Annotated in this window: 21 protein-coding genes and 1 pseudogene; 17 read left to right on the top strand and 5 right to left on the bottom strand. The window is 73.3% G+C overall.

The window, feature by feature from the left end:
- Positions 1 to 17: 17 nt before the first annotated feature.
- Together ACIQG9_RS11040 and ACIQG9_RS11035 are read right to left on the bottom strand one after the other, a co-directional pair.
- Complete coding sequence (locus tag ACIQG9_RS11040; RefSeq protein WP_400400298.1) at positions 18 to 2,231, bottom strand: DEAD/DEAH box helicase; 2,214 nt, start codon at positions 2,229 to 2,231, stop codon at positions 18 to 20.
- A gap of 198 nt (positions 2,232 to 2,429) precedes the next feature.
- Positions 2,430 to 2,930: a hypothetical protein gene (locus ACIQG9_RS11035; protein WP_400400296.1), complete on the bottom strand. Its 501-nt coding sequence runs from the start codon at positions 2,928 to 2,930 to the stop codon at positions 2,430 to 2,432.
- A gap of 289 nt (positions 2,931 to 3,219) precedes the next feature.
- On the opposite strand from ACIQG9_RS11035, the gene ACIQG9_RS11030 reads away from it, so the two are divergent.
- A complete protein-coding gene (locus ACIQG9_RS11030) occupies positions 3,220 to 3,510 on the top strand; it encodes a hypothetical protein (protein WP_400400294.1) in 291 nt (96 codons plus the stop codon).
- A gap of 376 nt (positions 3,511 to 3,886) precedes the next feature.
- Here ACIQG9_RS11030 and ACIQG9_RS11025 read toward each other — a convergent pair whose 3' ends face one another.
- The gene (locus tag ACIQG9_RS11025) at positions 3,887 to 5,440 is read right to left on the bottom strand and encodes an NlpC/P60 family protein (protein ID WP_400400292.1); all 1,554 of its coding nucleotides are present in this window, start codon (positions 5,438 to 5,440) and stop codon (positions 3,887 to 3,889) included.
- Between the two features lie 236 nt (positions 5,441 to 5,676).
- Here ACIQG9_RS11025 and mqnE point away from each other — a divergent pair, with 236 nt between their 5' ends.
- The 10 genes from mqnE to ACIQG9_RS10975 all read left to right on the top strand — a co-directional run bounded on the left by mqnE (position 5,677) and on the right by ACIQG9_RS10975 (position 17,934).
- Positions 5,677 to 6,846 (top strand): aminofutalosine synthase MqnE, encoded by a 1,170-nt coding sequence (gene mqnE / locus ACIQG9_RS11020; protein WP_400400290.1) that lies wholly within the window; start codon positions 5,677 to 5,679, stop codon positions 6,844 to 6,846.
- 278 nt (positions 6,847 to 7,124) lie between these two features.
- Positions 7,125 to 7,625, top strand: coding sequence for a hypothetical protein (locus ACIQG9_RS11015; protein ID WP_400400288.1), 501 nt, complete (start codon positions 7,125 to 7,127; stop codon positions 7,623 to 7,625).
- Positions 7,622 to 8,644 carry a phosphate ABC transporter permease subunit PstC gene (gene pstC, locus ACIQG9_RS11010; RefSeq protein ID WP_400400286.1) on the top strand — a complete coding sequence of 341 codons (1,023 nt, stop codon included), beginning with the start codon at positions 7,622 to 7,624 and terminating at the stop codon, positions 8,642 to 8,644. The genes ACIQG9_RS11015 and pstC overlap by 4 nt, the downstream gene beginning before the upstream one ends.
- Before the next feature lie 9 nt (positions 8,645 to 8,653).
- Complete coding sequence (pstA, locus tag ACIQG9_RS11005) at positions 8,654 to 9,928, top strand: phosphate ABC transporter permease PstA (RefSeq protein WP_400400284.1); 1,275 nt, start codon at positions 8,654 to 8,656, stop codon at positions 9,926 to 9,928.
- An 8-nt stretch (positions 9,929 to 9,936) separates the two neighbouring features.
- Positions 9,937 to 11,577 carry a phosphate ABC transporter substrate-binding protein PstS gene (locus tag ACIQG9_RS11000; RefSeq protein ID WP_400400282.1) on the top strand — a complete coding sequence of 547 codons (1,641 nt, stop codon included), beginning with the start codon at positions 9,937 to 9,939 and terminating at the stop codon, positions 11,575 to 11,577.
- The gene (locus ACIQG9_RS10995; protein WP_400400280.1) at positions 11,574 to 14,024 is read left to right on the top strand and encodes a hypothetical protein; all 2,451 of its coding nucleotides are present in this window, start codon (positions 11,574 to 11,576) and stop codon (positions 14,022 to 14,024) included. Before ACIQG9_RS11000 ends, ACIQG9_RS10995 begins: the two co-directional genes overlap by 4 nt.
- A 166-nt stretch (positions 14,025 to 14,190) precedes the next feature.
- Positions 14,191 to 15,297: a hypothetical protein gene (locus ACIQG9_RS10990; RefSeq protein ID WP_400400278.1), complete on the top strand. Its 1,107-nt coding sequence runs from the start codon at positions 14,191 to 14,193 to the stop codon at positions 15,295 to 15,297.
- A 340-nt stretch (positions 15,298 to 15,637) separates the two neighbouring features.
- Positions 15,638 to 16,138 (top strand): hypothetical protein, encoded by a 501-nt coding sequence (locus ACIQG9_RS10985; protein ID WP_400400276.1) that lies wholly within the window; start codon positions 15,638 to 15,640, stop codon positions 16,136 to 16,138.
- A 26-nt stretch (positions 16,139 to 16,164) separates the two neighbouring features.
- Entirely contained in the window at positions 16,165 to 17,094 is a 930-nt protein-coding gene (locus tag ACIQG9_RS10980; RefSeq protein WP_400400274.1) for a sortase, read from the top strand.
- A gap of 12 nt (positions 17,095 to 17,106) precedes the next feature.
- The gene (locus ACIQG9_RS10975; protein WP_400400272.1) at positions 17,107 to 17,934 is read left to right on the top strand and encodes a phosphate ABC transporter ATP-binding protein; all 828 of its coding nucleotides are present in this window, start codon (positions 17,107 to 17,109) and stop codon (positions 17,932 to 17,934) included.
- A gap of 115 nt (positions 17,935 to 18,049) precedes the next feature.
- On the opposite strand, the gene ACIQG9_RS10970 is transcribed toward ACIQG9_RS10975, so the two are convergent.
- Entirely contained in the window at positions 18,050 to 18,298 is a 249-nt protein-coding gene (locus ACIQG9_RS10970) for a hypothetical protein (protein ID WP_400400270.1), read from the bottom strand.
- A gap of 25 nt (positions 18,299 to 18,323) precedes the next feature.
- Between ACIQG9_RS10970 and ACIQG9_RS10965 the strand changes: the two genes are divergently transcribed.
- From ACIQG9_RS10965 to ACIQG9_RS10950, 4 genes are all read left to right on the top strand, one after another.
- On the top strand, positions 18,324 to 19,313 hold the full coding sequence (locus tag ACIQG9_RS10965) for an Ig-like domain repeat protein (protein WP_400400269.1): 990 nt from the start codon (positions 18,324 to 18,326) through the stop codon (positions 19,311 to 19,313).
- A 140-nt stretch (positions 19,314 to 19,453) separates the two neighbouring features.
- Entirely contained in the window at positions 19,454 to 20,575 is a 1,122-nt protein-coding gene (locus tag ACIQG9_RS10960) for a WxL protein peptidoglycan domain-containing protein (protein WP_400400267.1), read from the top strand.
- Between the two features lie 51 nt (positions 20,576 to 20,626).
- The gene (locus ACIQG9_RS10955) at positions 20,627 to 21,049 is read left to right on the top strand and encodes a hypothetical protein (protein WP_400400265.1); all 423 of its coding nucleotides are present in this window, start codon (positions 20,627 to 20,629) and stop codon (positions 21,047 to 21,049) included.
- 44 nt (positions 21,050 to 21,093) lie between these two features.
- Positions 21,094 to 21,375 carry a DUF4229 domain-containing protein gene (locus ACIQG9_RS10950; protein WP_400400263.1) on the top strand — a complete coding sequence of 94 codons (282 nt, stop codon included), beginning with the start codon at positions 21,094 to 21,096 and terminating at the stop codon, positions 21,373 to 21,375.
- A 71-nt stretch (positions 21,376 to 21,446) separates the two neighbouring features.
- On the opposite strand, the gene ACIQG9_RS10945 is transcribed toward ACIQG9_RS10950, so the two are convergent.
- Positions 21,447 to 22,787: a peptidase C39 family protein gene (locus ACIQG9_RS10945; RefSeq protein ID WP_400400261.1), complete on the bottom strand. Its 1,341-nt coding sequence runs from the start codon at positions 22,785 to 22,787 to the stop codon at positions 21,447 to 21,449.
- A gap of 202 nt (positions 22,788 to 22,989) precedes the next feature.
- Between ACIQG9_RS10945 and ACIQG9_RS10940 the strand changes: the two are divergent.
- Both ACIQG9_RS10940 and ACIQG9_RS10935 read left to right on the top strand, forming a co-directional pair.
- Positions 22,990 to 24,297: pseudogene (locus tag ACIQG9_RS10940) on the top strand (M14 family metallopeptidase); the annotation flags it as partial.
- A gap of 362 nt (positions 24,298 to 24,659) precedes the next feature.
- The gene (locus tag ACIQG9_RS10935) at positions 24,660 to 25,601 is read left to right on the top strand and encodes an ABC transporter substrate-binding protein (protein ID WP_400400259.1); all 942 of its coding nucleotides are present in this window, start codon (positions 24,660 to 24,662) and stop codon (positions 25,599 to 25,601) included.
- The last annotated feature ends 184 nt before the right edge of the window (positions 25,602 to 25,785 follow it).

Raw genomic sequence — 25,785 nt, 5'->3', positions numbered from 1 at the left:
CCGGGCGTTCGGTCGGATCAGTGGGTACGCGCCGGCGGCCGGCCGCCGAAACCACGCCGGTCGTCACGCGGCCGGTCGTCCCGGCCCCGCCCCTCGGGACGGAACCCGCCCCGGCGGTCGGCACCGCGCGGCTCGCCGCCGAACCGGTGCTCGCCGGCGTGCTGCTCACCCCGGGCGTCCCGGTCACCGAACCGCCGGTCGCCGGCCGGGCGGTCACCGAAGCGTCGCTCGCCGTAGCCACGGTCGCCGGTCGGCCGGTCGCGCTCCTCGGGCCGCCGCTCGGCCCGGTCACCCTGACCCCGGTCACCGTACCCGCGCTCGCCGGCCGGTCGGGCGGGCCGCCGCTCGGCGCGGTCGGAGAAGGACCGGTCGCCGAAGCTCCGCTCCCCGGTCGGCCGGTCGCTGAAGCTCCGCTCCCCGGTCGGCCGGTCGCCGAAGGGCCGGTCGCCCCGGCCCTGGTCGCCGAAGGACCGGGTGCCGGTGGGCCGGTCGCCCCGGCCGTCGAAGCGGCGCTCGCCGAAGCGCTCGCCCCGGGTGTCCCGGTCGGCGTGGTGGCGCTCGCCGCCCGGCCGGCTCCCGCCGACGCCACGGTCGGCGCGGTGCTCACGGTCGCCGTAACGGCGCTCCCCGGTCGGCCGGTCGGCGTAGCCCCGGTCGCCCCGGCCGTCCCGGTCGCCGAAGCGGCGCTCGCCGCTCGGGCGCTCACCGTGCGAACGGTCGCTGAACGGACGGTCGCCGGTCGGGCGGTCGCCGAAGCGGCGCTCCGGCCGGTCGCCGGAGGAACGCTCCGCGAAGCGCCGGTCGCCCCGGTCGCCGAAGCCCCGGTCGCCCCGGTCGCTGAAGCTCCGGTCGCCCCGGTCGCCGTAGCGGCGGTCGCCGCCCGGCCGGTCGCCGAAGGCGCGTCCCTCACGGTCGCCGAAGCGGCGCGGACGGTCGCCGTGCCGGCGCGGCTCGGGCTCCTCGCGTACCGGCACCCCGCTGGGCTCGCGGGCCCCGGTCAGCTCGGCCAGCGCCGGGTCACCAACCCGCACCCGGGTCTCCGCCGGCTGCACGCCGGCCTTCTCCAGCATGGCCAGGGTGGTCCGGCGCTGCTTGGGCAGCACCAGCGTGGCCACCGCGCCCGACTCGCCGGCCCGGGCGGTACGGCCGGCCCGGTGCAGGTAGTCCTTCGGGTCCTTCGGCGGGTCGATGTGCAGGACCAGGGAGACCCCGTCGACGTGGATGCCCCGGGCCGCCACGTCGGTGGCGACCAGGACGTCCATCCGCCCCTCGCGGAACTCGGCCAGGGTCTTGGTACGCATCCGCTGGGTCTTGCCGCCGTGCAGGCCACCGGCCCGTACGCCCACCGCGGCGAGCTGTTCCACCAGCCGGTCTACGCCGAGCTGCGTACGGGCGAAGAGCATCGTCCGGCCGGCGCGGGCGGCGATCGAGGCCGCCACCGCGAACTTGTCGTGCGGCGGGATCAGCAGCAGGTGGTGGTCCATGGTGGACACCGAGGCGGTGGACGGCGCGGTGGAGTGCGTGACCGGGTCGGTCATGAACCGCTTGACCAGCGCGTCCACGTCCCCGTCCAGGGTCGCCGAGAAGAGCAGCCGCTGCGAGCCGGCCGGGGTCTTCGCCAGCAGCTCGGTGACCTCGGGCAGGAAGCCCATGTCGGCCATCTGGTCGGCCTCGTCGAGGACGGTCACCTCGATGTCGTCCAGGTTGCAGACCCCCCGGCTGATCAGGTCGCCGAGCCGGCCCGGGGTGGCCACGACGATCTCCACACCCCGGCGCAGCGCGTCGATCTGCCGGTCGTACGGGACGCCGCCGACGGCGGTCTTGAGGAAGATCCCGACGGCCTTGCCGAGCGGCAGCAGCGCGTCGTTGACCTGCATCGCCAGCTCACGGGTCGGGACCAGCACCAGGGCGCGCGGGTGCAGTGGCCGGGCCCGGTTGCGCTCGGCGAGCCGGGCGATGATCGGCAGGCCGAAGGCGAGCGTCTTGCCGGAGCCGGTCTGGCCCCGGCCGAGCACGTCCCGGCCGGCGAGGGCGTCGGGCAGGGTGGCCCGCTGGATCTCGAACGGGGTGGTGATGCCCTGCCGGGCGAGGGTGTCGACCAGCGGCCGGGGCAGGCCCAGGTCGGTGAAGTCGAGGTCGGCGGCGGGGGCCGCCGGGGCGGCGTCGGTGCCGTCGCCGGTGGGGAGGTCGAGGGCGGACGGAATGGTGCCGTGGTCAGCGAAGGTGGTCAAGAAATGCCTTTCGAGCGGGGCGCATCTTCGCGATGGCCCGCCGCAGCAGAGGTACGCCGCCGATTCGCCCGCAAGATCGCCCATGGGCACGCGTCACGCGCGCCAGGTCAGTGATCCCGACAAGTGTACGGCGGTTCGGCGATGTCGCCAGTGGGCCGCGAGTGGGTAGTGGGCGGGCTCACCCCGCCCGGTGCGCCCTCACTTGGTGAGGATGTCGCCCACCAGGCCGTCCAGCACGTCGTTGGCGAGCAGGACGACCAGCACGCTGATCGCCACCAGCAGCCCCAGGGAGGCGGCCAGCACGATCACCACCCGGCCGGTCCTGGACCGGGTGGTCGGTGTGTCGGACCAACCCTGGGCCAGGATGTGCCCGGTCAGCGACCCGGAGTTCTCGATCGGGTTCGCGGTGGGGAGGGAGATCGTCGAGTGGCCCGGCCCGTCCGTGCCACCGCCGTAGGCGACGCTCGCCAGGTCCGGGCCGCCCCGGTAGGGCGTACCGGGGTAGGGCGGGGCGGGTGGGGTCGCGCCGACCGGCGGTGCGGAGACCGGGGCGGCGGCCCGGAACTGGGGCGCGGGGGCGGCCGGCGGCATCGACCCCGGCGGGGTGGAGGCCGGCGGGGTGGACGCTGCGCCGATGGTGGGTACCGACACGGCGGCGCTGGCCCGGAAGGCCGACGGTGGGCCGGCGACGCCGGGCATGGCCGGCGGCGGGGGGAACGGCGGCGCCGGCAGCGGGCCTGGTGGCGGCGGGGGCGCCGGAACCGGTGGCCCCGGGGGCGGCACGGGCGGCCCCGGGATCGGTGGCACCGGCCCCGGGATCGGTGGCACCGGCCCCGGGATCGGTGGCACCGGCCCTGGCGTCGGCGGGACCGGCCCTGGCGTCGGTGGGACCGGACCCGGTGGCGTTGGCCGGGGACCCGGCGGCGGACCGGGCAGGGGCGGGACCGGCGCGGGGAACGGGCCGGGTGACGGCGGTTCGGGGGTGGGCGTGGGCGGCACCGGGCCCGGCGTGGGGGTCGGCTCCGGTTCCGGGGTCGGCGGGGTGGGCGGCTGGGCCGGTTCCGGGGGCTGGGCCGGCTCGGGCGGCTCCGGGTTGATCGGTCTGGACCGGTACACCGTGGCGCCGGTGCCGCCGGTCAGGGCGCCCGACGCCGCGCCTTCGGCCTCGGCGGCGGAGACCCGACTGCGCCCGGGTACGGCGACGCTGGCCCGGGCCGGGCTGCCGTCCGACCCGCCGTCGCGCTGCCCCGGAATGGCAGCCGGGGCACCCGCCCGGTAGGTGGTCGCGGTGGCCGGCCCGGCGGGTCGGCCACGACCCTCGGACGGTGTCGTCACGGTGCTGACGCTGGCCGTGGCGCGGGCCGGCACGGGACCGTCGCCGGCCGGCGACGGAGTGGGCGGGGCGGCGCCGGTGGACCGGCCCGCCGGTCGGGCATCGTCGGTGGGGCGTCCCGGTGTGCCGGGGGCAGGATCGGGCCCGGATCCGCGGTCGACGTTCTCCACCGGCGTCCCTAGCTCACCCATCATCGCCCTCCGCGCGTTCGCACCCCTGCCGGTCACCGATGGGCCGGTGGTGCCTCGATGTCACCGTGCCACATCTCGCCCCGTCGGCACAGTCGGAGTGCTTACCGGGGACGGCCGGAACGGGGCGTCGGTCAGCTTCCGGTGCTCGCCGAGGCGGAGGCGGAGGCCGAGGCGGACCGGCTGTTCTCCGGGGCGCCGCTGCTGCTGGCCGTGGTCGGGACGGCGCTGCTGGTCTGCGGGGCCGGCGTGCCGGGGTCGGAGGCGCTCGGCGTCGGCGAGGGCGACGTGGGCGTCGGCGACGGGCTCGGTGGGGTGGTCGGCGGCCGGGACGGCGGGTTGGTGCTGCCCCCGGTCGGGCGCGGCGTCGGGGTGGTCGGCTTCGGCGTCGGGCTGGTGGTGGGCTTCGGGCTCGACGTGGTCGGCACCGGAGCCGGGGTGACGGGGGTGCCCGGCGCGGGCACCGCGCCGACGACCCGGGTCGCGGCGTAGAGGCCGGACCACCGGACCTGGGAGATCTTGACCACGTCACCGGAGCGCGGCGCCTGCACCATCCGGCCGCCGCCGAGGTACATCCCGACGTGGTGGATGGTCGTCCAGCTACCGCCGGAGGCGAAGAAGAGCAGGTCGCCGGGGAGTAGGGCGCTCTGCGAGACCGTCCGGCCCCGGGTGGCGTAGTACTGGTCGCGGGCGACCCGGGGCAGCTCGTAGTAGCCGGCCGACCGGTACGCGGCCCACATCAGGCCCGAGCAGTCGAACCGGTCCGGCCCCTCGGCCGCCCAGAGGTACGGGTCGCCGAGCTGCGCCAGCGCGTACCGGACGGCGGCCAGCGCCTGCGGGCTGGCGTTGAGCCCGGTGCTGCTCTGCCCCTCCACGTAGGCCGCGCCCAGCTTCTGCTCGGCGGCCTCCTGCTGCTTCTCCAGCTCGATGAGCTGGGCCTGGTTGTCCGCGTGGAGCTTGGCGAGCTTGGCGTCGTTGTCCCGCAACGCCTTCTGCACCGCGGCGAACTGCTCCTCGGCCCGCCGGACCCGGTCCTCGGCGGCGGTCACCGCCTGGGTGGCGGCCTGCTCGGCCGTCCGGGCGCGGGACAGCTCGCCGGCCGCCGCGGTGGTCACGTCGTCGGTCTGCTCGCCCCGGGAGATCCGCTGGAGGACGCTCAGCCCGCGCAGGTCGCTGGCGAGTTCGCCGGGCGGCAGGGCGGCGGCGGCCTTGAACGCGTTCGCCGCCACGTCGTTGGCCCGCTGCTCGGCCAGGGTCAGCGCGGCCCGGGCCCGGACGAGTTCGGCCTGGCCGCCGGTGAGCTGCGTCCGCGCGTCGTCGCGCTGCTGGCGTAGCTGAAGGAGTTGGTCGGCGAGCTGGCCGTTCTGCGCGGTCAGGGCGTCGATCTGGGCCAGCAGCGGGTTGGTCTGGATGCCGCCGATCGGCAGGGTGCCGCCGACGCCGGGCTGGCCGGGGGCGGGGTAGCCGGGCACCGCCGTGCCGGGCAGTTGCAGCGCGCCCGCCGCGACCGGCCGGGAGCCGGTGTCGGGGACGGTGCCGGGCAGCCCGGGCTCGGCGTAGGCCGGAGTGGCCAGGACCATCGCCGCGACGGCGCCGAGCAGCGCGGACCAGAGCGCCGGACGCAGCACCGGGGAGATCACCGGGCTGCGCCGCCGTCGCTGTTGCCGCCCGTGTGCGCTGTCGACCATTCCGCTCCCCGTCCGGCGTGGTGCCGCCACGCAGGGTGGGCGTGGCGACCGGCACGCTACCAGTGTGTCGCGTCCCACCTTGTCTACCGCACCGGGCCAGTGATGTCGATGCGTCGCCCGTTGAGAGAAAGCTGGGAGTCCGGTGAGGTGCGTCGCTGCCGGTGCCCGTCCTGCCGGCCCGTCGGTGGCTCGACGTAGGCTCGACCGGACCGCAGGTGGAAGGGACGTGGCTTTCGATGGACGCCGGACTCAAGCGTGAGCTCGAAGCGAAGGTGTACGCGGGGGAGCGACTGACCCGCGCCGACGGGATCGCCCTCTACGAGAGCGACGACCTGACCTGGCTGGGCCGGCTGGCCCACCACCGGCGTACGGAGTTGAACGGCGACCGGGTGATGTTCAACGTCAACCGGCACCTCAACCTGACCAACGTGTGCTCCGCCTCCTGTGCGTACTGCTCGTTCCAGCGCAAGCCGGGCGAGAAGGACGCGTACACGATGCGCATCGACGAGGCGGTCCGCAAGGCCAAGGAGATGGAGGACGAGCAGCTCACCGAGCTGCACATCGTCAACGGCCTGCACCCGACGCTGCCCTGGCGCTACTACCCGAAGGTGCTGCGCGAGCTGAAGGCGGCGCTGCCGAACGTCAAGCTGAAGTGCTTCACCGCGACCGAGGTGCAGTGGTTCGAGAAGATCAGCGGCCTGTCCGCCGACGAGATCCTCGACGAGCTGATGGACGCCGGCCTGGAGTCGCTGACCGGCGGTGGCGCGGAGATCTTCGACTGGGAGGTCCGCCAGCACATTGTCGACCACGCCTGCCACTGGGAGGACTGGTCGCGGATCCACGCGCTGGCCCACTCGAAGGGCATGAAGACCCCGGCGACGATGCTCTACGGCCACATCGAGGAGCCCCGGCACCGGGTCGACCACGTGCTGCGGCTGCGCGAGTTGCAGGACGAGACCGGCGGGTTCGCGGTCTTCATCCCGCTGCGCTACCAGCACGACTTCGTCGACTCGGCGGACGGCAAGATCCGTAACCGGATCCAGGCCCGCACCACGATGGCCTCGCCGGCCGAGTCGTTGAAGACCTTCGCGGTCTCCCGGCTGCTCTTCGACAACGTCCCGCACCTGAAGAACTTCTGGGTGATGCACGGCCTCTCGGTGGCCCAGCTCTCCCTCAACTTCGGCGTGGACGACCTGGACGGCTCGGTCGTGGAATACAAGATCACTCACGACGCCGACTCGTACGGCACCCCGAACACCATGCACCGGGACGACCTGCTGCACCTGATCTGGGACGCCGGCTTCCAGCCCGTCGAGCGGGACACCCGCTACAACGTGGTCCGCGAGTACGACAAGCCCCCGTCGCCGGCCGAGCGCCGTGCCGAGCCGCAGCAGGTCTGGGCCTGACCCGATTCGAACGGGCCTGACCCGATCTGGACGGGCCTGACCTGCCCGTACGCCCCGCCCGAAGGGCCGTGACGCCGACGCGTCGCGGCCCTTCGGCCGTTCCCGCCGACCGCTGGGCCGGGACCCGCTGACGAACGGTGGATGTCCGCTCACGCGTTGTTCATCTCGTGCATGTCCGGCGTGAGTACGCGGATGCGGGTGTGGACATCGGTGCTCCCGAACCTGATCCCGCTGGGTTTTCTGGGGATGAGCGGTTCCGCCTGAGGAAGGGGTCGTCGGTGCAGCTAGCGCGGTTCGTGTTCCTGTCCATGCTCCCGTCCGCCGGTCCGCAGAGCGACTCGGACGCCGGCGTGGTGTGGATGCTCGTCTCACCGAACAACCGGGCGCTCGGACGGGGGTACGGCGTGCACGACAGCTATGCCGGCTGCCGGGCCGCCGTCCTGGCGCTGCGGGACGGGGGTCCGCGCTGCCGTCCGCTGGTCAGCAACGTGGACCGGACCGGCCAGTGGACCTGGCGGATCCTGCTCGACGACCGGCCGGTCGCCGTGTCCAGCCGCTCCTACCTGCGTACCCGGGAGTGCGGCTACAACCTGGAGCGCTTCCTGGAAGCGGTGCCCACCGCGGAACTGGTTGCCGGCACCCGGACCGTGCGGCGGGGCCGCTGGCACGGTGGCCAGGTCGAGGACGGGGCAGGTGGCCCGTCCGGCCGGGGGCTCGGCGCGGCGGCCCGCCCCGGCGACCCGACGGGCACCGGCCCGTCCCGGACGGTGCTCCGATGACCGTCACCGTGCTGCCGGCCGAGGTCGGTACGGAGGCGGGTGCGGATCAGCCCCGCCCCCTCCGTCCGCGCCGTGGCCCGGCGGATCTCGTCTTCCGGGGCGGGGTGCGGGCCGCCGGGGTGCTGGTGCTGCTGGTCATGACGATGGTCGGGGTGTTCCTGGCGTACCGGGCGACGCTGGCGCTGCGGGTGGCCGGTCCGGACTTCCTGACCACCGAGACCTGGGAGCCGGACTCCGGGAACTTCGGCATCGCCGCCGTGCTGACCGGGACGGTCCTGATCGCCGCGGTGGCGATCTGCGTCGCCGTCCCGCTGGCCACCGGCACCGCGCTGTACATCTCGGAGTTCGCCCCGCGCCGGATCCGACGCACCCTGGTCAGCCTGGTGGACCTGATGGCGGCGGTGCCCAGCGTGGTCTACGGGCTGTGGGGGGCCTTCCTGCTCCAGGGGCAGGTGATCGGGTTGTCCCGCTGGCTGTCCACCTGGCTGGGCTGGATACCCCCGTTCCGGGTGTCCGGCGCGGACCCGCGCGATCCGCTGTCGCCGCCGGCGGCGTACACCTCGTCGACCTTCATCGCCGGTCTGGTGGTGGCGCTGATGATCACGCCGATCGTCTGCTCGGTGATGCGCGAGGTGTTCTCCCAGGCGCCGGTCGGCGAGCGGGAGGGCGCGTACGCCCTCGGCGCGACCCGGTGGGGGATGATCCGGGCGGTGGTGCTGCCGTTCGGCAAGGGCGGCATGATCGGCGGCTCGATGCTCGGTCTCGGTCGGGCGCTCGGCGAGACGATCGCCGTCTACATGATCATCTCGCCGGTCTTCGCCATCCAGCCGCACCTGCTCGCCAACGGCGCCAACAGCGTCTCCGCGCTGATCGCGCTCCGCTACGGGGACGCCTCGACGATCGGCATCTCCGCGCTGATGGCGGCCGGCCTGGCCCTGTTCACGCTGACCCTGGTGGTCAACTTCGTCGCTTCGTCGATCATCGCCCGCAGCCGCTCGGGGGCCGCCAGCGATGCCTGAGGAGACCCGATGAGCACCGACACCGTCCCGGACCTCGACCACGGGTCGGCGACCGACACCGTCCCGCCGCCGGTCGAGTCGCCGGCACCCGGTCCGGCGACCACCATCCCGGTACGGACCGCCGGGCCGGCCGGCCCCGAGCCCCGGCGCAGCACCGCCGGGGTACGCCGGACCGACGTCCTCTCGCTGCTCGGTGCCGGCGCGGCGGCCGTCGCGCTCACCGTGCTGGTCTACACCCGGCTGGCCCCGTTCGACGGGCCGCTCGGCTTCGTCGTGCTGGGCTGGGTGACCTTCCTCGGCTGCTACGCGCTGCTGGTCGGCCTCGACGAGGACGGCCCGACGGTCCGCGACCGGACGGTCGCCGTGGTCGTGCACAGCCTGGCCGTCCTGCTGCTGGTCGCCCTGGTGGTGGTCGTCGCGTACCCGGTGACGCGGGGGGCGAAGGCGATCTTCTGGCACGGCAACTTCTTCACCGGCGACCTCGCCTCGGCCGGGCCGCTCGCCCCGCTGGACCGGGGCGGCATCCTGCACGGCATCGTCGGCACCCTGGAACAGATCGGCATCGCGCTGCTGATCACCGTGCCGCTCGGGCTGGCCTGCGCGGTCTTCCTCAACGAGGTGCCCGGCCGCTTCGCCCGGGTGGTCCGCACCGTCTCCGAGGCGATGACCGCCCTGCCGTCCATCGTGGCCGGCCTGTTCGTCTACGCCACGGTGATCCTGATGCTCGGCTTCGACCGGTCGGGCTTCGCCGCCGGTCTGGCGATCACCGTGATGATGCTGCCGATCGTCATCCGCGCCGCCGACGTGGTGCTGCGCCTGGTGCCGGGGACGTTGCGGGAGGCCTCGCTGGCGCTCGGCGCGCCGCAGTGGCGTACCGCCCTGTTCGTGCTGCTGCCCACGGCCCGGTCCGGCCTGGCGACCTCCGTGATCCTGGGCACCGCCCGGGGCATCGGGGAGACGTCTCCGGTGCTGCTCACCGCGGGTTTCGCGGACGGCATGAACACTGACCCGTTCGACGGGCCGCAGGTCTCGCTGCCGCTGATGACCTTCAAGCTGGTCGGTTCCGCCTCCGAGTACGACGTGGCCCGGGGCTTCGGTGCGGCGACCGTGCTGCTGGCCCTGGTGCTGCTGCTGTTCCTGCTGGCCCGGCTGGTCGGTGGGCGTGGCCCCGGCCAGCTCACCCGGGGCCAGCAGGCCCGTCGGATACGGGCCTCCCGACGCGACGTGCTCCGGTACGCGCGCCGTGCCGACCCTGGCGTCACCGATCCCCGATCCACAGAGTGAGGACAACCATGGCGAGACGCGACACCCGCCGCCGGTTCGCCGCCGCGGCTCTGGTCGCCGCGTTGCTGGCGGCCGTCACCTGCTCCGGCTCACCCGCGTCGGCGGCCGGCTTCGTCCGGATCGTCGGTGTCGGCTCCACCTGGAGCGAGATCGCGGTCAAGGAGTGGAAGTCGAACATCCGGAAGAACGGCATCACCGTCGAGTACACCGGGACCGGCTCCTCCGACGGCCGTAACCAGTTCCGTAACGGCACCGTCGACTTCGCGGTCTCGGAGATCCCGTACGGGCTGCGGGACGCCGGCAGCGGCACCACCGACCCGCCGCCGGCACGCGGGTTCGCGTACATGCCGATCGTGGCCGGCGGTACGGCGTTCATGTACCACGTCAAGATCGGCGGGAAGCTGGTCACCAACCTGCGACTCTCCGGCGACGTGCTCACGAAGATCTTCACCCGCAAGATCACGGTCTGGAACGACCCGCAGATCAGCGCGGACAACCCGGGGCTGACCCTGCCCGCCCGGCGGATCGTCCCGGTGGTCCGCTCGGACGGCTCGGGCACCACCGCCCAGTTCAGCCTCTGGATGAGCAGCCAGCACCCGGACCTGTGGAACGACTGGTGCCGTCGCAACAACCGGACCGCCCCGTGCGGCGTGACCTCGTACTACCCGTACCCGACGGACGGCTCGGTGGTGGCCCAGGCCGGTTCGCTCGGCGTCTCCGGGTACGTCGCCCAGTCCCTCGGCGAGGGATCGATCACCTACGTGGAGTACGCGTACGCCAAGAAGTCCGGCTTCCCGGTGGCCAAGCTGCTCAACGGCGCCGGCTACTACGTGGAGCCGAAGGCGACCAGTGTCGCGGTGGGGCTGCTGGGCGCGGACATCAACCCCGACCTGACCCAGAAGCTGGACGGGGTCTACGCCAACCGGGACAAGCGGGCCTACCCGCTGTCGTCGTACTCGTACATGGTCCTGCCGACGAAGCTGGAGAACGGCTTCACCAACGACAAGGGCTACACCCTCGGCGAGTTCGCCAAGTACTTCCTCTGCGAGGGGCAGCAGGTGGCCGACGGGCTCGGCTACTCGCCGTTGCCGCTCAACCTGGTCAAGGCCGGGCTCACCCAGGTCCGCCGGATCCCCGGCGTCAGCCCCGCCGACAAGGACATCAAGACCTGCAACAACCCGACGTTCTCGGCGGACGGCACGAACGCGTTGGCGAAGACCGCGCCGTACCCGCCGGAGTGTGACCGTAAGGGCGGACCGGCGCAGTGCGCCACCGGCACCGGTGGCGCGAAGCAGGACACCCCGACGCGCGGCAACCAGGCCGGTTCCGGTGGGCCCGGCACCGGGGCGGTCCCCGGCGGAGGAGCCACCGGCACCGCCGGGCCCACCGCCGGCGCGACCGCCGGACCGGGCGGGGCACCGGCCCCCGGGACGGCGGTGGACCCGGACACCGGCGAGGTGATCGGTGCCGGCGGCGGGAGCGGCGGCCAGTACGTCGACGGCGTACCGGTGGCGCTGGACGCCGAGGGCGGCTGGGGCCTGAGCCGCACCCTGATGATCCTCTCCGGGGTGCTGCTGACCCTGGTGGTCATCGGCCCGCCGCTGCTGGCCCGTTCCCTCGGCCGCCGCGACCAGGGTGGGACGCGATGAGCCGCCGTGGCCTGTCCATCCTGGTCGGGCTGCTGCTCGCCACGGCCGGACTGGTGACGGTGGACGTCCGGGTCCCGGACGCCACCGCCGCGACGGCCGGCACCGACGACCCGCTGACCGACTCGGCGGTCACCGTCAACGGGCGATCGGGCATCTTCGGCGACGACTTCACCGGCCTGCGCATCACGGTGGCCCAGACCAAGGAACTGACCAGCCAGGGCATCGTGGTGAGCTGGACGGGCGGCCGGCCCAGCGCCCCCCGGGACGACGACCCGGCGGCCACCAACTACCTGCAGTTCATGCAGTGCTGGGGCCCGGACCCGAAGGCGGCGAACTTCCGGGAGACCTGCCAGGTGGGTGGCTCCAGCACCCCGGCCCGGGCCCCCTCGCCGGTCGACCCGCGCTGCCCGACGACGGACGGGAAGCCCTGCGAGTCGTTGCCGCCGGACGCCCAGATGGTGCCGTTCCGGCCGGCGAACGGCAGTGCCACCCCGCACGGCGGGGCCCAGCAGCCCTGGCCGAGGAAGGCGTGTGGCCCACCCGAGGACAACCTGACCTGTCCCGCCACCGAGGCGGACATCCTCGCCGACCACTACAGCGTCTACACCACCAACGAGATCACCAAGGCGGTCACCGCCGGGGACGGCACCGGCCGCGCGGTGTTCGAGGTGCAGACCGCCGTCGAGTCACCGCACCTGGGCTGTGGTGCGCCCGGACACCTCACCTGCTGGCTGGTCATCGTGCCCAGGGGTGAGCGGGACCGGGCCGGCAACCCGACCGTGCAGGTCGAGGGCAGTCCGCTGGGCGCCTCGGTGTTCAGCGACGCGCTCGCCGTACCGCTGGGTTTCCAGCCGGTGGGGGCGTTCTGCCCGCTGGGTCGGGCCGAGCGCCGGACCACCGGCTCCGAACTGGTGGCCAACGCGATGCTCTCGTGGCAGCCGGCGCTCTGCGCCGACGACGGGCCCGTCTTCGGCTACTCCACGACCGGCGACGACGACGCCGCCCGGCAGGTGCTGACCCCGGGTGCCGACGGTCCCGGCCTGGCGTTCACCAGCGACCCGGTGGTGCCACCGCCGGGCGGGCCGGCGGTGGTGCACGCCCCCGTCGTGCTCTCCGCGGTGGTGATCGCGTTCAACATCGACTTCCGGATCGACCCGGGTGCCACGGACAGCCGGGCCGGGACCATGGTCCGGGAGCTGAACCTGACCCCTCGGCTGGTGGCGAAGCTGCTCACCCAGTCCTACAAGCGGGACATCCCGGGCAGCAACCAGCCGAAGTACGAGTACCTGGCCGGCAATCCCCGGACCATCCGGCTGGACAAGGAGTTCCTGGCCGCCAACCCGCAGTTCGCGAGCTACGCCTCGAACGCCGCGTTCGACGGGCTGATGGTCTCCATCGGCACCTCGGCGGCGGCCCGCGAGGTGTGGCGGTGGATCCTGGCCGACCCGGACGCCCGGGCCTGGCTGGGTGGCAAGGCGGACGAGAACGGCATGGTGGTGAACAAGGAGTACCTGCCGCTCTTCGCGACGGCCGCCGCTCCGACCAGCTTCCCCCGCGAGGACCTGAACTGCGACACCCCGCCGAAGCAGGAGAAGTACTGCGCGCTGGACCTGCGCCCCTACCAGGGGTCGTTGGCGGAGGCCGGCTACCAGACCCTGCGGGCGGACGCGAAGAACCGCACCTGGTGGGATCCGGCCGCCTTCCCCATGGCCTACAAGGCGTTCCCACCGCAGCCGGTCACCCAGCGGTTCGCGGCCGCCGTCACCGACGCGGCGACCGCCGCCCGGTACGGGCTGTTCACCGCGCGGCTGCGCAACCGGGCCGGCGAGTTCGTCGCCCCCACCGAGCAGTCGGTGCTGGCCGCCGCGTCGGCCCTGGTGCCCAGCGGCACACCCGGGGTCCGGAAGATCGATCCGGACGCCGTGGTGCCCGGCGCCTACCCGCTGGGGATGCTCACCTACGCCGTCGGTGACACCACCGACGAGCCGGCGGCGCGCCGGGACTACGCCACGCTGATCCGGTACGCCGTCGCCGCCGGGCAGATCTCCGGGGTGCAGCGGGGCCAGCTACCCCGGGGCTACGTGCCGTTGCCGGCGCAACTGCGCGCCGAGGCGCTGACCGCCGCGGCGGCCCTGCAACAGGCCGCCCCGACGCCGGCACCGACCTCGACCGCCCCGCCGGGGCCGGACGGTGCGGCACCCCCGCCCGTTGCCCCCGGGACCGCCACGTCCGGAGTGCCGGTCGCCGGTGCGCCGCCGGTCGCCGCGCCGCCGACCCGACTCGCGCCGACCCGCCCGTCGGGTACGCCGGTCGCCCAGGTGACCCGGGGACAGCCGGCCGGTGCCATCCGCTTCGTGCTGCTCGGCGCGCTGCTGCTCGGTGCCGCCGCCGCGCTCGCCGGCCCGCTGGTACGCCTCGTCGCGCGGCGACGCGGGGTCACCTCGTGAGGCCGCCGGCCGGCGCGTTCATCCGGCGTGCATGTTGGCGAGGCACTGCGGAGCAAACGTTCTCCGGCGTGCGGTATCGAGCGACCGGCCACCGTGGCGAGCATGGGTGCTGCCCAGGTCCGACCGGTGCTGGGCAGCCCACTTCCTGGTTCGGAAAGGGAGACACATGCAGGTGAAGAAGTTCGGCCGGGCGCTCGCGGCGTCGCTCGGCGCGCTGGTGGCCGTCGTGGCCGTTGGCGCTCCGGCGTACGCCGACCCGAGTCCGGCCACCGACTACCGGGTGCTGGCCGGGGTCGGCTCGGACACCACCCAGGACGTGATGAACGGCCTGAGCAATGCGATCACCGCACCCGGCGGTGCGAAGGTCATCGCCTCCTGGAACGCCCGGGGCAGCGCGACGATCAAGACGAAGGCGACCAACTGCGAGTTCAGCCGGCCGGACGGTTCCGGCGCCGGGCGGACCGTGCTGCGTGCCGCCAAGGGCGAGAGCGGCGGCGTCTACCAGGGCGCGAACGTGATCGGCTGTGTCGACTTCGCGCGTTCGTCGAGCGCGCCGTCCGGCACCCCCGGCACGACCGGCAACTACACCTACGTCGCGTTCGGGGTGGACGGCGTGAGCTACGCGGTCAACGCCAACAGCGACCTGCCGACCAACCTCACCCTGGTCCAGCTCCAGCGGATCTACCGCTGCCTCACCACCAAGATCAACGGGGTGACGGTGACCCCGCTGCTGATCCAGTCCGGCTCGGGCACCCGTTCGTTCTGGAACAGCAAGATGGGCATCTCCGAGTCGGAGATCAGCGCCGGTGACTACCCCTGCCTCCAGGGCCTCAACAACGGGGTGCAGGAGCACGACGGCACCGTGCTCAACGGCCAGTTGAACTACCTCGTGCCGTTCTCCATCGCCCAGTACATCGCCCAGGAGAACGCCGGCCGGACCGTCGGCGGCGTCCTGGTCGAGGTGCAGGACCGGCGCGGCCAGGCGGTGCTCGGCAAGGTCGGCGGGGTGTCGCCGAGGACCGGCACCGGCGGCTTCACCGGCAGCCTCAACATCAACTTCCCGCTGGTGCGGGACGTCTACAACGTCGTACCCACCGCCGAGCTCGGCAACGCCACCGTGGCGGGCACCTTCGTCGGCGCCGGTTCGGCCGTCTGCACCCGGGACGAGATCATCACCGCGTTCGGCTTCGGCTTCCGGCCGTCCACCGGCAGCCAGCCGGCCGACCTGCTCAAGCAGGGCTGCGGCGACACCTACCTGAAGGCCAATAGCTGAACCGGACCCAGCAGGGTCCCGGCGCGACAGCGGTGGCCGGACGCCCCAAGGGCCTCCGGCCACCAGCGCGTACCACCAGTCGTCAACGGAGAGAGGCATGACCGTGCGAGGTTCCCGATCACTGGCCACCGTCCTGCTCGGACTGTCGGTGCTCCCGGTGGCGTTGGTCGGGGTGTCTGGTCCGGCGTTTGCTGCGGATCTGGGCACGCTGACGGTGTCGCCGTCGAGTGGTTCGGTGGGTTCGGGGGTGGATGATGTGTCGCCGATGTTCGGGTCGGTGTTGACGTCGGCGGGTTGTCCGTCGGGGTATGGCACGAATGCGGTGGCGAAGGTGGGTCCGGTGGGTGGGCCGTACAACAATTTGAATCGTATTGGTGGTGAGAACAACTACGACGCGGGTGCGTTCTCTTTGGAGGCGAACCGGTCGATGGCGCGGGCGTTGGGTGTGGTTCCGGGGAATGGTGGTTACGAGATCGTGGTGCAGTGTTCGGGGGAGATTCTGGGGGATCACCCGAACTATTTCCGGGTACCGATCACCGTCTCCGCCGGCACCTGGACGGTGTCCGCCGCCCCGCCCGGTCCCACCGGCCCGCCCGGTGGCCCGGCCGGCACGGTCAGCCTGCGGGCGGAGGTGGCACCGGGCACCGCCAGCCCGACCAGCCCCACCGCCACCCCCAGCCAGCCCGGCGACCCGGGCGGCGGGGGCGACCTGCCGGTCACCGGGCTCGCGATCGGCGCGGTGGCCGCCGCCGGACTGCTGCTGGTGACCGTCGGCGCGGCGCTGCGGGCCGCGGCGCGACGCCGGCGGGCCGCCTTCGTCGGCGACGAACAAGCCGGCTGATCCGGCCCCGCGGCCCAGGAGGAACGATGACGACCACCGGCACCCCACCGGCGGCGACCGCCGCCCGCACCCGCCCCGGCCCCGCCCGCACCCACCCCGGCCCCGCGCCACACGGTCCGGCCCAGCTCGCCGCCGGTGCGCTGGGCCTGCTCGCCCTGCTCCTGCTCGGCTTCGTGGCGCACCTGACCGTGCTCAGCCGGGTGCAGTACGAGCGGGACCAGCAGATCGCCTACGCCGACCTGCGCGGCGAACTGGCCAACGCGACCGCCCCCACCGGTCAGGTCGACCAGGAGGGCCGGCTGCTCGCGTCCGGCACCCCGGTCGCCGTCCTGGAGATCAAGGCGATCGGGCTCCGCCAGGTCGTCCTGGAGGGCACCTCGGCCGGCGTGCTCACCGCCGGACCCGGTCACCGGCGGGACAGCGTGCTGCCCGGTCAGGCCGGGACCAGCGTGCTGCTCGGCCGGCGGGCCGCGTACGGCGGGCCGTTCGGCCGGCTGGACCTGCTCAGCACCGACGACGTGATCACCGTGACCACCGGCCAGGGCCGGCACACCTACCGGGTGCAGGCGGTACGACGCACCGGCGACCAGGTCCCGCCACCGCTGGGCCCGGGTGCCGGACGGCTCACCCTGATCACCGCCGACGGGCAGCCGTTCCTGCCGGCGGACCTGCTCCGGGTGGACGCCGAACTGGTCTCGCCCGCCCAGCCGGTCGGCCCCCGCCCGCTCACCGCCGCCGCGCTGCCCCGCGCGGACCAGCCGATGGCCACCGACCCGGCGGCGTGGACCCCGCTGCTGCTGTGGAGCCAGGCCCTGCTCGCCGCGGTGCTCGGCTTCGCCTGGCTGCGGGCGCGCTGGGGCCGGTGGCAGTCCTGGGTGGTCGGCGTCCCGGTGCTCGCCGCGCTGGGCATCACCGTCGCCGACCAGGTCAGCCGGCTGCTGCCGAACCTGCTCTAGAAAGGCCCACTGATGACCATCTCCCTCGATCTGACCACGGTGGACACCGTCCCGGTGGACTCCTCCTCCGGCCGGCTGGACGCCCGCGACGTCTCCGCCTGGTTCGGCGGGCACAAGGTGCTCGACCGGGTCTCGCTCACCATGCCGGCCGGTCAGGTGACCGCGCTCATCGGGCCGTCGGGCTGCGGCAAGTCCACCTTCCTGCGCATCCTCAACCGGATGCACGAGCTGGTGCCCGGTGCGTCGCTGGCCGGCGAGGTGCTGCTCGACGACGTGGACATCTACGCGCCGTCCCGCCGGCTCACCGAGGCCCGGCGGCAGATCGGCATGGTCTTCCAGAAGCCGAATCCCTTCCCGGCCATGTCGATCTACGACAACGTGCTCGCCGGACTCCGGTTGACCGGGATCCGGGCCGGCCGGCGCACCCGGGACGACCTGGTGGAGGAGTGCCTGGTCAAGGCCGGCCTGTGGCGGGAGGTCCAGGCCCGGCTGCGGCAGCCCGGCGGGGCCCTCTCCGGTGGCCAGCAGCAGCGGCTCTGCATCGCCCGGTCGCTGGCCGTACGCCCCCGGGTGCTGCTGATGGACGAGCCCTGCTCGGCGCTCGACCCCACCTCCACCCGGCGGATCGAGGAGACCATCGCCGAGCTGGCCAGCGAGGTCACCATCGTCATCGTCACGCACAACATGCAGCAGGCCGCCCGGGTCTCCCAGCAGTGTGCCTTCTTCCTGGCCGAGCAGGGGACCCCCGGCGTGATCGTCGAGCACGGACCGACCGACGCCATGTTCGAGCGCCCCCGGGACGAGCGGACGGCGGACTACGTCAACGGCCGGTTCGGCTGACCCGACGTAGGTCACCGCGAATTCGCCTCGCGCATGTCCGGCGTAAGAGTGGGCCTGATCGCCGGGACACGGCCCACCCGAAACCTGAGGTCCGGTGCCCGCCGGGCACCGGCGTTCACTTCGAGTAGGGGAAGTGGTTCATGAAGTCTCGGTCCTCCCGTGTGGCCCGGATGGCCACGCTCCTGGGAGCGGCAGTGCTCTCCTCGGTGGCGTTGGTCGGGGTGTCTGGTCCGGCGTTTGCTGCGGATCTGGGCACGCTGACGGTGTCGCCGTCGAGTGGTTCGGTGGGTTCGGGGGTGGATGATGTGTCGCCGATGTTCGGGTCGGTGTTGACGTCGGCGGGTTGTCCGTCGGGGTATGGCACGAATGCGGTGGCGAAGGTGGGTCCGGTGGGTGGGCCGTACAACAATTTGAATCGTATTGGTGGTGAGAACAACTACGACGCGGGTGCGTTCTCTTTGGAGGCGAACCGGTCGATGGCGCGGGCGTTGGGTGTGGTTCCGGGGAATGGTGGTTACGAGATCGTGGTGCAGTGTTCGGGGGAGATTCTGGGGGATCACCCGAACTATTTCCGGGTACCGATCACCGTCTCCGCCGGCACCTGGACGGTCGCCGGTGTGGTGACCGCCCAGCCGACCACCACCACCCTGGCCGCCTCCCCGGCCGGCACCGCGGCGTACGGCGCCCCGGTGACGCTCACCGCCACGGTCACCCCGTCGGCCGCCACCGGCACGGTCACCTTCAAGCGTGGTGCCACGACCATCGGCACCGCTGCGGTCTCCGGCGGCACCGCCAGCCTGTCCGCCGCCGACCTGCCGATCGGCACCCTGTCCCTGACCGCCGTCTTCGCCCCGTCCGGCAACGACTGGGCCGCGTCCACCTCGGCCGGGGTGGCGTACCAGGTGACCGCCCCGGCGGGCGGCGCGTCCGGTTCGCAGACCATCCTCGCCGACGTCGCCCCGGGCGCGTTCTCGCTCGGCCTGGCCGGTGACACCGTCAACCTGACCGGTGGCGTGGTCGGCGGCCAGGCCACCGGCGCGCTGCACAAGGCCACCGTGACCGACCTGCGGGGCACCAACGCCGGCTGGAACCTGGTCGGCCAGGTGCAGGACTTCGTCAACGGTTCCGCCCAGATCCCGGGCGACAACCTCGGCTGGTCCCCGAACGCCGCCAAGGTCGACGCCTCCGGCGCGGTGCTCGCCGGTGTCGCCGCCGCTCCGGGTGGTGGGACCGGTCTGGGCACCGCCCGGACGCTGTGCAAGGCGAACTCGGGCAGCAGCGCGGGTGTCTTCGAGTGCGGTGCCGGCCTGACCCTGGACATTCCGGACTCGGTCGCGCCCGGCAGCTACGCCGCGACCCTGACCCTGACCCTGGCCTGACGGCCCGTCCCACCAGCGGTACGACGCGGAGGTGCCACACCGTGGCACCTCCGCACCCACCTCGACGATCCGTCGGGAGACGCCACCCCGGCCGACCCGACCGGGCCCCTCACCACTCGTCCCACAGACGGAGTCATCGGATGGACCACCGCTCGTCTCGCCCCGGCCGTGTCGGGGCGCTGCTCACCGCCGTGCTCGTCGGTGGCCTGGTCGTCGCCGGGCCGGCGGCGTCGGCCGCGCCGCCCGTCAGCAGTGCCGTGTCGTCGGCCGCCGGCACCACGGTGGTCCGGTCGGCGGTGCCCGCGCCGGTGACCGCCGGGCCGGGGGCGCGGACCGGTGCGGCAGACGGTGAGCTGCGCTGGTCGGTCCAGCCGGCCGCCCCGAAGGGCACCGTCGGGCGGAACCTGTTCGAGTACCAGAGCGGTGCCGGCACCCGCGTCGCCGACCGGGTGACGATCAGCAACCTGAGCGACCGGCCGCTCACCTTCGCCGTCTACGCCACCGACGCGTACAGCGCCCCGGACGGGGCGTTCGCCCTGCTGCCGGCGAGCGACCGGCCCACCGGGCTGGGCTCCTGGATCCGGCTGCCCCGTCGGGAGTACACCGTGCCGACCGGCAAGCGGCTGGAGATCCCGTTCGAGCTGAGCGTGCCGGCCAAGGCGACGCCGGGTGACCATGCCGGCGGGATCGTGGCCTCGATCGTCGAGCGGCAGACCGACCCGCAGGGCCAGTTGGTGAACGTCGACCGCCGGGTGGCCGCCCGGGTCTACCTGCGGGTGGAGGGCGAGCTGGCCCCGGAGGTCCGGATCGAGCGGCTGGCGACGAGCTACCGCACCCCGGCGGTCCCCTTCGCCAGCGGCGACTTCGGGGTCCGCTACCGGGTCCGCAACACCGGCAACGTCCGGATGGTGGCCGGGCAGGCGGCACTGCGGGTCCGTGGCCCGCTCGGGTTCACCCTGGCCGACGCGGGCCGGGTCGCCCTGCCGGAGCTGCTGCCCGGTGGCGAGATCGTGCTGGACCGCGAGCTGAAGGTGTGGCCGGCGGGCCGGCTGGACGCGGTGGTCACGGTCAACCCGGTGACCGCCGAGGGGCGGCTCCCGGCGACGAGCCGGTCGGCGGGCACCTGGGCGGCGCCCTGGTCGGTCATCGGCACCCTGCTGATCGTGCTGGCCCTGGCGGCGCTCGGCCTGCTCGCCCGGCGTCGGCGTCGCGCGCTGGACGACGAACCCACCTCCGCGCCGGTGACGGCGCTCGCCGGCTGACGGCCGGTCGCCGGTCGGGCGTCCGAGGTGCTCACGTACCCTCTTAGGGTCATGAGCGAGCAGCGGAGCGGGTTCCCCCGCCGGGACGCCGAGGGGCGCATCCTCACCCTGGGCGACCTGCTCGGGGTGAGTCTGGCCGGCTGGGTGATCGGCCTGCTGGCGCTGGTGCTCTTCGACTGGGCGTTCGCCGCGGTCGGCGCCGGGGACTTCGGGCACACCAACGGCTGGCTCGCGGTGATCCTCCCGGTCTGGCTGTTCTGGGACGACTTCCGGGCCTGGGACTTCGGCGCGGCCCGGGTGGTCGCGGCGCTGCTCGCCGCGCTGGTCGCGGTGGTCGCCGGGCTGCTGGCGGCGGGCCTGGCCGCCGGGCTGGCGCCGCTGCTCACCGGCGGGCTGGCCGCGCTCGCGTTCACCGTCGGGTACGCGGTGCTCTGGTTCCAGGGCGTGCACTGGCTGGCCCGACGGACGGGCTGAACCACCGACGGCGGGGGCACCCGGCGCGGAGAAGGAGTGGGAACGTGAGCGCGGCGGTCAAGTACACGCTGGCCCGGATCGGGCTCTTCCTCGTGGTCGTGGCGGCGCTGTGGCCGGTCGGGATGAACGTCTTCCTGAAGCTGATGGTGGCGCTGGCGTTCTCCGCCGCCGCGTCGTTCTTCCTGCTGCGCGGCTGGCGCGACGAGATGGCCGAGGAGATGGCCGCCGCCGCCGAGCGGCGGCGGGCGGAGAAGGAGCGGCTGCGCTCCGCGCTGGCCGGCGACGACCAGCCCGCCGAGGGTGACCCCGGCGACCAGCAGCGCTGAGTGGTTCGGCTGACTGTCGTCCGACAGCGGCCCCGACCCGCCCCGGGCCGGGTCGGGACCACCGGTGGCTCCTACCAGTTGGTGGAGCCCGGCACCACCGGCCACGGCCGGTCGGCCGGCTTGATCAGGTACGCGATGCCACCGGACCCGCCGGCCACCGTGCCGTTGGCCCGGTAGCGCTTGGTCCGCAGCCAGATCTGCTCGAACTGGTCCCGCCGGTAGACGTTGCGCACCTCGGCGTTCGTCGACGACGCCGGGTCGTTGACGATCACGTCCCCGTCGGCGGTGAAGCCGACGACCACGAAGAGGTGGCCGGAGGTGCCGTAGTTCGACCCGTCCAGCTCGGTGTCGAGGAAGGACTGCGAGGTGACGACGGGGATGCCGGCCCTGATGAACCGTTCCAGCTCGTCGAGCGAGTGCAGCCGGGTCACCCGCGCGTCGATGCCGGGGAAGGTGGCCGCGTAGGCGGTGTTGAACGGCCAGTTGCCGGCGCCCTCGTACTCGCTGTCCCAGGTCATCCGGGCGGCGTGGGCGACCTGCGGGTCGGGGTAGCCGGGGCTGATCCAGGACATGTCCGTGGCGGACGGCAGCCGGCCGTAGTACTCCAGCACCATCGTGGTGGACGTCGGGCTGCACCAGACCTGGCCGCCGCCGCCCCACTCGGGGTAGTTGCCCCGGTGGATCATCTGGGAGCGGGCCGGCACCGGCAGTTCGGTGCCCCAGGCGATGCCGCCCCGGCTGGGGGTGACGGTGAACCGGTCCGGCACGTGCGAGCTCATCGCGCCGAGCATCCGGACCCGGGGCGAGGCCGTCTGTCCGGGCGCGCGGTAGAGGGTGAGCCGCAACTGGTACGACCGGAGCAGCACCCCGGCGGTGGCGTCGTCGATGGCGAAGGTGTCGGTCCAGACGCTCGACCAGGGGTCGCCCTGACCGTCCAGGGTGGCCCGGGTGACGTCCTGGTCGCCGGAGGCCCAGCGGCCCATGACGTACCAGGGGGTCCGGTCGCCGGTGCTGTAGGTGCCCTGGAGTTCGACCTGGAGCCAGGTGCCGGCGGGGGTGTCGGCGTTCCAGGAGGCGACCAGTTCGGTGGCGTCGAAGCCGATCGCGGTGCGCGGCGACGTCCAGGTGGCGTACTCCCAGGTGCGGGTGGTGCCGGTGTGCTCGTCGGTGAACTCGGTGGTGCCGGCGGGCCGGCCGATGGTGAGGCCGGCGCGGTGGCCGGGCACGGCGTACGTGCCCTGGTGGGTGCCGCCCCGCCAGTCGGGGTGGCGGGACCACTCCTGGAAGGTGATCTGCTCGTCGTGGCCACCGGCGGGCGGGTGGCCGCCGGCCCGGGCCGGGACGGTGGTGCCGAGGAGGGTGAGGGTGGCGACGCCGGCGAGGGCGACCGCACGCAGGGCTCTGCTGGCCATGGCAACTCCGCGGGGTGAGGAATCGTTGCCGTTCACTGTCCCGTCCGGCAGGAAGTTTCGCCAGGGTTTGAGGGGTGGAAAATCATTGCCGGCGTGACGATCCGGTCGGGATGGGCCTAGGTAGTTACGGATATTGATATGACCATGTGACTCCTGGTGGAGTGTGCGGCAACGGGACCCCCGTACCCCGAGGAGGATGTCCATGGCCTTCCGCACCTCCCCCTTCCGGCGCCGGCTGGCGCTCGCCGTCGTCGCCGGCCTCGGCCTCACCGCCGTCGCCACCGGTCCGGTCTCCGCGCGGCCGGCCCCGGAACCCGAGCCCGCGGCCGCCGGCTACCGGGTGCTCGGCCCCCGCACCTTCGCCGACCGCAACGCCGTCGCCCGTACCGGTGCGGCCATCGACTCCGCCGAGCACGGGGTGCTGCACGTCTCGGCCACCCGGGCGGAGGCCGCCGCGATCACCCGACTCGGCTTCCGGCTGGAGAAGGAGGTCGAACCGGCCGCCACGGACGGCGTCGGCACCCTCGCCTTCCCGCCGGCCGACTCCAACTACCACGACTACGCCGAGCTGACCGCCGTGGTCAACCAGGTGGTCGCCGACCACCCGACCATCGCCCGCAAGATCAGCATCGGTCGGTCGTACGAGGGCCGCGACCTGATGGCCGTCAAGATCTCCGACAACGTCGGCACCGACGAGGCCGAGCCGGAGATCCTGTTCAACGCCCAGCAGCACGCCCGCGAGCACCTGACCGTCGAGATGGCGATCTACCTGCTCAACCTCTTCACCGACAGCTACGGCACCGACTCCCGGATCACCAACATCGTCAACTCCCGGGAGATCTGGATCGTCCCGACGGTCAACCCGGACGGCAGCGAGTACGACATCGCCACCGGGTCGTACCGGTCCTGGCGGAAGAACCGGCAACCCAACAGCGGCAGCACCGCCGTCGGCACTGACCTCAACCGGAACTGGGGCTACCAGTGGGGCTGCTGCGGCGGCTCGTCCAGCTCACCGTCGTCGCTGACCTACCGGGGGCCGTCCGCCTTCTCCGCCACCGAGGCGCGGGCGCTGCGCGACTTCGTCAACAGCCGGGTCGTCGGCGGGGTGCAGCAGATCAAGGCGAACATCGACTTCCACACCTACTCGCAACTGGTGCTCTGGCCGTACGGGTACACCACGGCGAACACCGCCACCGGGATGAACGCCGACCAGTACAACACCTTCGCCACCCTCGGCCAGCAGATGGCCAGCACCAACGGGTACACCCCGGAGCAGTCCAGCGACCTCTACATCGCCGACGGGACCAGCATCGACTGGATGTGGGGCACCCACAAGATCTGGGCGTACACCTTCGAGATGTACCCCGGCTCGTCCGGCTCGGGCGGCGGCTTCTACCCGCCCGACGAGGTGATCCCCGCCCAGACCTCCCGCAACAAGGAGGCCGTGCTGCTGCTGTCGGAGTACGCCGACTGCCCGTACCGGGTCATCAACAAGCAGAGTACCTACTGCTGACCCATCGGACCGTCATTCCGGGTGGGGCCTCGTAACGCCCCCGACGAGGCCCCACCCACCCCGCCCGTCCGGACGATCTCCGCTGGTCGTGCGCTACCGTGGCACCCGACCAACCCGCAGCGAAGCCGGTGCGAAACCGGCGCTGTCCCGCAACTGTGATGCCCCACCGTGGTCCCGGCCCCCGGCCGGAGCCGCCCCGGCGTCCGGCCCCCGTGGCCGGCGCCGTCGTGTGTGGGGCGAGCCAGGTCGCCTGCGGTCGGTCGCGACACGCGCTCTCGAGGAAGGGCGCCTCGCGGACGGGTACGCCCAGGCGGTCCCTGTCGGCGAAGCACCACGCTCCTCGACCGACAGGAGGCAAGATGTCCCGACGTACCCCCCGGCTGTTCGCCGCGACCCTCGCGGTGGCCGCCCTCACCCTCGGCGCCTGCGCCGAGAAGACCTCGAACGACACCCCCGCCGCCGGCAGCAGCAGCTCGGCCGCCGCGTCCTTCCCCGTCACCGTCGGCAAGCTCACCCTGGACAGCCGTCCCGAGAAGATCGTCTCGTTGTCGCCCACCGCGACCGAGATGCTCTTCGCCATCGGCGCCGGCAAGCAGGTCACCGCCGTGGACGACCAGTCGAACTTCCCGGCCGACGCGCCGAAGAGCGACCTGTCCGGCTTCCAGCCCAACGCCGAGGCGATCGCCGGCAGGAGCCCCGACCTGGTGGTGCTCGCCAACGACACCAACAAGATCGTCGACCAGCTCACCACGCTGAAGATCCCGGTGCTGCTCACCCCGGCGGCGGCCACGCTCGACGACACCTACCGGCAGCTCACCGACCTGGGCGCGCTCACCGGCCACCCCACCGAGGCGGCCGACGTCACCACCCGGATGAAGGACGAGATCGCCAAGCTGGCCAAGGACCTGCCGCAGCGGTCGACGAAGCTGACCTACTACCACGAGCTGGGCCCGGAGCTGTACAGCGCCACCAGCAAGACCTTCATCGGGTCGATCTACACGATGGCCGGTCTGGAGAACATCGCCGACGCCTCCGACGCGGACGGCAGGAACGGCGGCTACCCGCAGCTCTCCCAGGAGGTCATCGTCAAGGCCAACCCGGACTTCGTCTTCCTGGCCGACACGAAGTGCTGCCAGCAGAGCGCGGCGACGGTCAAGGCGCGCAGCGGCTGGGCCGGCGTCACCGCCGTCAAGAACAACCAGGTCGTCGCCCTCGACGACGACATCGCCTCGCGCTGGGGCCCGCGCGTGGTCGACCTGTTCCGGTCGATCGTCGACGCCACCGCCAAGGTGCCGGCGTGACGGTCCGCCACCGGTGACCGTGCGGTCCACCGACCCCGGACCGGCCGGGACGCCCGACGCGTCCCGGCCGGCGTCCGTGCCTGCTCCGGCGTCCGTGCCTGCTCCGGCGTCCGTGCCTGGGCCGGGGTCAGCGCCGGCCGAGGTCGGGTCCGGATCCGCTGGGTCCGGGGTCGGTCCGGGCCGC

It is taken from the genome of Micromonospora sp. NPDC092111 (genome assembly GCF_044755745.1).
GTDB lineage: Bacteria > Actinomycetota > Actinomycetes > Mycobacteriales > Micromonosporaceae > Micromonospora.
This window is presented reverse-complemented; position numbering and strand designations above follow the sequence as displayed.